The 6,380-nt window shown below is 41.0% G+C and carries 6 protein-coding genes; 4 read left to right on the forward strand and 2 right to left on the reverse strand.

What is annotated here, in order from left to right; translation table 11 throughout:
• Positions 1-407: 407 nt before the first annotated feature.
• On the forward strand, positions 408-731 hold the full coding sequence (locus tag L4D19_RS29905; RefSeq protein WP_428455418.1) for a hypothetical protein: 324 nt from the start codon (positions 408-410) through the stop codon (positions 729-731).
• Positions 732-869: 138 nt separating this feature from the next.
• Here L4D19_RS29905 and L4D19_RS29910 read toward each other — a convergent pair whose 3' ends face one another.
• Positions 870-1,361: a peptidylprolyl isomerase gene (locus tag L4D19_RS29910; RefSeq protein ID WP_428455419.1), complete on the reverse strand. Its 492-nt coding sequence runs from the start codon at positions 1,359-1,361 to the stop codon at positions 870-872.
• Between the two features lie 766 nt (positions 1,362-2,127).
• Here L4D19_RS29910 and L4D19_RS29915 point away from each other — a divergent pair.
• Both L4D19_RS29915 and L4D19_RS29920 read left to right on the forward strand, forming a co-directional pair.
• Positions 2,128-2,772, forward strand: a complete 645-nt coding sequence (locus L4D19_RS29915) for a LysE family translocator (protein ID WP_428455420.1) — start codon at positions 2,128-2,130, stop codon at positions 2,770-2,772.
• A 1,156-nt stretch (positions 2,773-3,928) separates the two neighbouring features.
• A complete protein-coding gene (locus L4D19_RS29920) occupies positions 3,929-4,609 on the forward strand; it encodes a uracil-DNA glycosylase family protein (RefSeq protein ID WP_428455421.1) in 681 nt (226 codons plus the stop codon).
• A 92-nt stretch (positions 4,610-4,701) separates the two neighbouring features.
• Here L4D19_RS29920 and L4D19_RS29925 read toward each other — a convergent pair whose 3' ends face one another.
• Positions 4,702-5,913 (reverse strand): hypothetical protein, encoded by a 1,212-nt coding sequence (locus L4D19_RS29925; RefSeq protein WP_428455422.1) that lies wholly within the window; start codon positions 5,911-5,913, stop codon positions 4,702-4,704.
• A 224-nt stretch (positions 5,914-6,137) separates the two neighbouring features.
• Between L4D19_RS29925 and L4D19_RS29930 the strand changes: the two genes are divergently transcribed.
• A partial coding sequence (locus L4D19_RS29930; RefSeq protein WP_428455423.1) for a hypothetical protein occupies positions 6,138-6,380 on the forward strand: 243 nt, incomplete at its 3' end.

Raw genomic sequence — 6,380 nt, forward strand, 5'->3', positions numbered from 1 at the left:
ATGCAAATATGCAAATGTAGCTGGCTTTAAGGTGTTGATAGTATTTATCTTACGTCAAGATTCGTGGATGCTGTATCCCATGGCTGGCGGCGGAGAATGCTGAGAGTTCATCGGCCAAGTAGAGATTTCACATGTGGAAATGCCTAACAAAGCAATCAAGGTGACCCGTTACACTCGGCGGTTTTTGTATGAAGTTCGGTGTGCTTTGCAGGTTTTGAGTGGGGCACCTTATTGCAGGCGTTATGCACTAATAGTACTACCATAGGTATATCAACTCCCTAATCACTAGCTAATCGAGTGTCTGTTAATGGCTTTCAAGGCTTAAGGCTTTCGTTATTGTTGAATAAATTAACTTTTTTGTGTTGTATATTTTATCGATATGTATCGCCTGAGGTGTTCTTTTACCAATGAAATTAAGCAAACCGATAACTCTTGAGTATACAAAATCTAACTTACTTATCTTGCTCAAATTTGGATCAACTCCGAATGAATCACCTTATAGTCATAAGCAAATTGCTGAATGGTGTGAAAGGTTCTGGAGTGCATTTAGTGATATTGATGCTCCTGAAGATATTGAGAAAATCATGCCTGTATTGGCTGACGTTGAAACTCAATGGGACCTGTATCTTGCCAATACATACACGTTGAGTGAGTTGCAAAGCAATAGCTTTGAGGATGTGATACTACCGATTGATTGGTTCATCCAATGGCAACATGAAGCCAGTGCATAACAAGGCAATCAAGGTGACCCGTTACACTCGGCGGTTTTGGTATGGAGTCTGGTGAGCTTTGCTGGTTTAACGTGGGGCACCTTATCGCAGGCGTTATAAGCTAAAGTGCCACCGTAAAAGTGACACTCGCAAATTACATTATTTAATGGTTACTTTTTCGATAATGATTGCCTCGCGTGGCACATCATCATGACCTAATTTTGATGTTGTTTGCACTTTGGCTATTTTATTGACTACTTCCATACCGGCAGTGACTTTCCCAAAGACTGCATAACCCCAGCCTAAATTGGTTGTCGCTGTGTGATCAAGAAAATCATTATCAGCTAAATTAATGAAAAACTGAGCTGTAGCTGAGTGTGGAGCATCGGTACGTGCCATCGCGATAGAACCGATAACGTTTTTAAGCCCACGATTAGCTTCATTGGCAATGGCGTCACGTGTAGGCTTTTCATGCATAGTTTCAGTAAAACCGCCACCTTGTATCATAAAGTCTTTGATTACACGGTGAAAAATCGTGCYATCATAGAAGCCATCTTGGCAATATTTTAAAAAGTTCTTTGAGCTGACAGGTGCTTTGTCCATATTCAGTTCAATCTCAATATCGCCTAAATTAGTGGTAAAAATAATCATACTAGCAGTGACCGTTAGGGTATTAATCAAGCGGTGCAGTATACGTAATCAAGGACCGAAACTGTAGTCAATTTAAAGCATAATCATACGCAGTGAGGCGCTTATAACAAAGCAATCAAGGTGATGCGTTACACTCGGCGGTTTTGGTTCGGAGTTCGGTGTGCTTTGTTGGTTCAATGGGGCACACCTTATTGCAGGCGTTAGGCATGGGAAAAGCCTGCTTTATGATCTGGTCGTAACAGTATCGCTCAAGAACGGGAAATCTTAGGTCATTCGTTCATTGTAGGGCTGCCCTTAAAGTTCTGGGAAGCGCAAGTTGATCCGTTCTTTGCTGCCTCAGGCGGTGGCAATTAACATTCATAGTTTCCTCGATGCATTGCTGTGAAAGGCTTGTTGTTTACTTAACCCATTCGTTCAGTGATGCAGCCTCGATTAGCTACTCGCCAGGCTGTCATGCAAATGTGGCTGGTTTTAAGGTGTTGATAGTAATTATGCCTCTTGAGGTGCAACGGGTGCTATATTCCACGGTTGGCGGCAGAATACACTGAGAGTTCGCCGGCCAAGTAGGAAGGTCACAAGTGGAAATGCCTAACAAAGCAATCAAGGTGACCCGTTACACTCGGCAGTTTTGGTTTGAAGTTCGATGCGCTTGGTAAGTTGGCCGTGGGGCACCTTATCGCAGGCGTTATGTGCATATTGGTGCTGCAATCGAATCGTGTTTATTGCATAATTATCCATACTGAATCAATGGATAAGAACCACATCAATGGAACTGATACTTACACAATATTTGACTGAACTATTAGCTGTTATATCGATCACCATCCTAACGATCATTACTCCTGGCCCTGATTTTGTGGTGGTCGCAAGAAATAGTTTAACTTATTCGAGGCGCTCTGGTGTATTGACCGCAATAGGTGTTGCATCCGCAGTATGGGTACATATTTTCTATACTTTGGCTGGCATCGGTATACTCCTTTCCAAATCTATCCTTCTGTTTTCTATAGTGAAGTACCTTGGTGCAGCATATCTGATCTATCTAGGCGTAAGTTGCATTAAAAGTAATGGCGATCTTACAGAAGTTACTGGCTCTAAATGTAGTAAGTCGATAAGTAGTTTTAAATCGTTTCAAATGGGATTTTTTAATAACGTATTGAACCCAAAAGCAACGCTATTTTTTGTTAGTTTGTTTACTCAGTTGGTGAGCCCTTCAACACCATTAGGTATTCAGATTGCCTACGGCGCGATAGTGTCAATTTCTTGCTTGGTGTGGTTTACGTTAGTCGCTGTCTTTTTGAATAGAGAAAGTATTAAAAGAGCATTTATACGGGCTCAGAAGTCAATCGAAAGAGTCATGGGGGCAGTTCTTATTGGTTTTGGTGTCAAAGTTGCTATTTCTACGACTAGCTAGCACATAACAAAAGAATCAAGGTGATGCCTTACACTCGGCATTTTTGGTATGGAATTCAGTGCGCTTTGTCTGTTCATCGGGGCACACCTTATTCTAGGCGTTAGGCATGGTAAAAGCCTGCTTATTGATCTGGTCGTAACCGCATCGCTCAAGAACGGGAAATCTTAGGCCTCTCGTTCATCATAAGGCTGTCCTTAACGTTCGGAGAAATGCAGGTTGTTCCGTTCTTTGCTGTCTCAAACGATGGCAATAAGCATTCCTAGCTTCCTCGATACACCGCTGTGAAAGGCTTGTTTTTAATTCAACCTTTTAGTCTGGTGATGCAGCCTCGATTAGTATCTCATCAGGATGTCATGTAAATGTAGTTGGCTTTAAGGTGATGACAGTCTGTATGTTACGTTAAGATTCGTAGTCGCTGTATCCCATGGTTGGCGACGAACTGCGCTGAGCGTTGGCCGGTCAAGTAGGAATTTTACATGTGGAAATGCCTAACAAAGCAATCAAGGTGACCCGTTACACTCGGCGGTTTTGGTATGGAGTTCGGTGCGCTTAGTTAGTTCAGTGTGGGGCACCTTATTGCAGGCGTTATGGCGCAAGGGCGAACAGGCAACGTGGTGATCGTTTGTTGTTCCGTGAGTCAAGCTTAGCGGCTACTGAGTCGTTCCTTTTAGACGATATACCTGAACGCTTTCCTGTATAACGAACTCTGAAATTGACTGGCCTTGTTCGCAGCACGCTTGATTCAGCAGCTTACGCTGTTGGAAACTCCAGTAACTTCAGCGAAAGGTAACTATCAATTTTTGGCTTTGGGCTATCAAACTTCAATTCTTTGCATTTTTCCCTGTGATTCTGATTTACATCTGTTAGTAAAGAGCAGTTTGTTCTCAAGTGAAGCATAATTTTGTTAAACAAATCATAAAGTAACGATTGCTATCCTGCATAGGTTCGGGTTGTTGCGTATGATATTCAGCTATCAAGCAGGAACCCCTGTAGCGGTAGCGTGCATGATGGTTGGGTGGGTACCTTTGAGCGCGCCATAACAAGGCCATCAAGTGTGACGCTTTACACTCGGCAGTTTTGGTTTGGAGTTCAGTTGGCTTGGTGAGTTCTGTGGGGCGCACCTTATGGCTGGCGTTATATTCGCAGGGAAAGTTAAGTGAAAAAATCAGAATTACCACAGCGAGCAAAGGAAACATTAAAATACCTTTTAGATTCCGATGGTGAGGTTATTTATAGCTCTCACGAAACGTTAAAAAAAGGTGATATTTACTTAATGGGCTTAAATCCAGGAGGGAGTGGATTTATCTCAATCAATGACCATATTGACAAAATGCTTACACGAGATGAAAACTCTTACATTGATGAAGCATGGCAGAATGGCCAAAAATCATACTCTGCGGGTGATGCTCCTCTACAAAAAAGAATTCGTTGGTTAATTGAAAATCTTGGTTACGATACCAGAGATGTTTGTGCTACTAACTTAATCTTTAAAACAACAAAGTCTGCTGATGAACTTTGTTTTGGTCTCGCTGGTATCTGTTGGGGTTTTCATGAATATATACTGGATATTGTTAAGCCTAAACTAATCTTAACTTTCGGTAACTCAGAGACATCCGCTTCCCCTTACTTTTTCCTGAAAAGTCTATTTAGCGGCGAAGAGACTAGAATCAAGGCTGGTCATGGCGATTGGGTTTGTAAGGGGTTTAAGACTCAAATTAGTGGTAGAGATACATTTATCGTTGGTCTTCCACATTTAAGTTATTACAGTCCAGTTGATAAGTCGTATGTCATTGATTGGATTTCAGAAAATGCGAATATAACAAGGCAATCAAGGTGATGCGTTACACTCGGCGGTTTTGGTTCGAAGTTCGGTGTGCTTTTTTGGTTCAGTGGGGCACACCTTATCGCAGGCGTTAGCCGTCTAATCAACTAAGCTGGTACTGGTGAATGCTTAGTGATGAATGTGATGATGTCAGTCATTTTCTTCTCAGCACTTGCTGCATTGTTATGTACAGTGATACCTGTTTCGTGTTTATAAATAGGCATGAACTCTTTGTCAGTTCCTTTAGTAAATTGAATTTCTCCGAAGTACTCCTGCTCCTCAGTTTCTATGAAGCTCATTAAAATGCAGTCCTTGTGGTCTTCTGTGAATAGCTTAAAAGCCAAATACTTTCCATCAACAGCTAGTAACTTAAGGTGTTCGAAGTTATTTGCAAACTTTTCTGACCACTCATTAATAAGTTGATTAATTGTTTGAGTGTGTGGTTCTGCTGTTGCAAACTTGACCATCCTTTTAACTTCTATATCTTCTTTAAATCTACCTAAAGTCGCATTTTCTAGTCGGAGTCCGAAGTTATCTGAAATTAGATTTGCAACAGCAGTAAATGTTTCATAATCGTCCCGAATTGTGTCGTCATTAATGTCGCTCGTAGAGATATTTAAGTAAATACATAATTGGTAGATCTCAAAGTACGCTGAAATATAGGTACTTAAACTTGTGTCGTTTACATCAACATTTTGAGTACCAAAAACACTAGAAAAGTGGGCGAGTTGATAGTGTAAATACTCGTAGAGTTGACTGGTGAAAGACTCTAGTAGAAAGTCGTTATTATCATGTTCTTTTTCTTTAACGAAATGCTCATAAAATTCCCAGAAAATTCGACTTGTGCCTTCAAAGTATGTTTTAACATCGTCAACAACATTATCACGAACTTTGATCTCGCCTTTATCTTGTAGTTTTTGAAACTCATACAGTTCCGCGTGTATCACGGGTAAGTCTTCTTTCGTGATAAAACTCCATCTGGCTGTTGTTATTTTTCGTCCGTAAACTCGCTCAAAAAAGCTTTCTTGTTCAAGGTAGGTCTCAACCAATCTTTTAGCTTCTTGTAGTTTGTTTGACCTAGCTATTTGAGCAGAACGATGGTTGGCAATCACCCATGTTGCAAGTGGAATCGATAAGGAGGCTATTGCTAGGGGTAGCTTCATTGTTGCCCAAATGTGACTTAGGAAGGATGCAAAATTATCACTATGGTAAAGTCCAAAGCCTACAGAGACAGCTAAGAGTAATGGTATTGCTATGGACAAGATAAAAAGTGGGCTGGCAAACACATCTTTTTCTTTAGCTACAAATCTGTTGTACATCTGTATCTCATTACTAGTTGATATATTTACAGTTTATACACAAAATGGGTGTGGGAATAAAGAGTTAAATATGCGCTGTACGGCTAACAAGGCCATCAAGGTGACGCGTTACACTCGGCAGTTTTGGTTTGAAGTTCAGTTGGCTTGGTGAGTTCGGTGGGGCGCACCTTATGGCTGGCGTTAGGCCGCATTTGGAACCATTTCATAAAAGGAGTTACGTTGTAATGTCGAAAGGCTTGTTTAGAGCGTTGGTAGGAACGGTAGAGACTAAATCATCAGCCAAGAAGGTATTAAAAGCATCATTCATAATAAGCTGTTTACCTTTTATTCTTATGGGCTTAGTTCACCTCTTTTTCCCAAAGTATTTTTATGAAGCAACTGGTAGTGAAAGTATGGTTGTAGCTTCGTATGTTTACAGCGTTTTCATACTTGTAATGGGTTATTTTCTTTACAAAGAGAAATTATGG

Origin of the sequence: Photobacterium kasasachensis (assembly GCF_050336885.1) — a bacterium.
GTDB classification, from domain to species: Bacteria; Pseudomonadota; Gammaproteobacteria; order Enterobacterales; family Vibrionaceae; genus Photobacterium; species Photobacterium kasasachensis.

Coding starts and splice junctions, on each gene's coding strand:
- L4D19_RS29925 (WP_428455422.1), bottom strand. CDS start 5,913: ATGTACAACAGATTTGTAGCTAAAGAAAAAGATGTGTTTGCCAGCCCA.
- L4D19_RS29915 (WP_428455420.1), top strand. CDS start 2,128: ATGGAACTGATACTTACACAATATTTGACTGAACTATTAGCTGTTATA.
- L4D19_RS29905 (WP_428455418.1), top strand. CDS start 408: ATGAAATTAAGCAAACCGATAACTCTTGAGTATACAAAATCTAACTTA.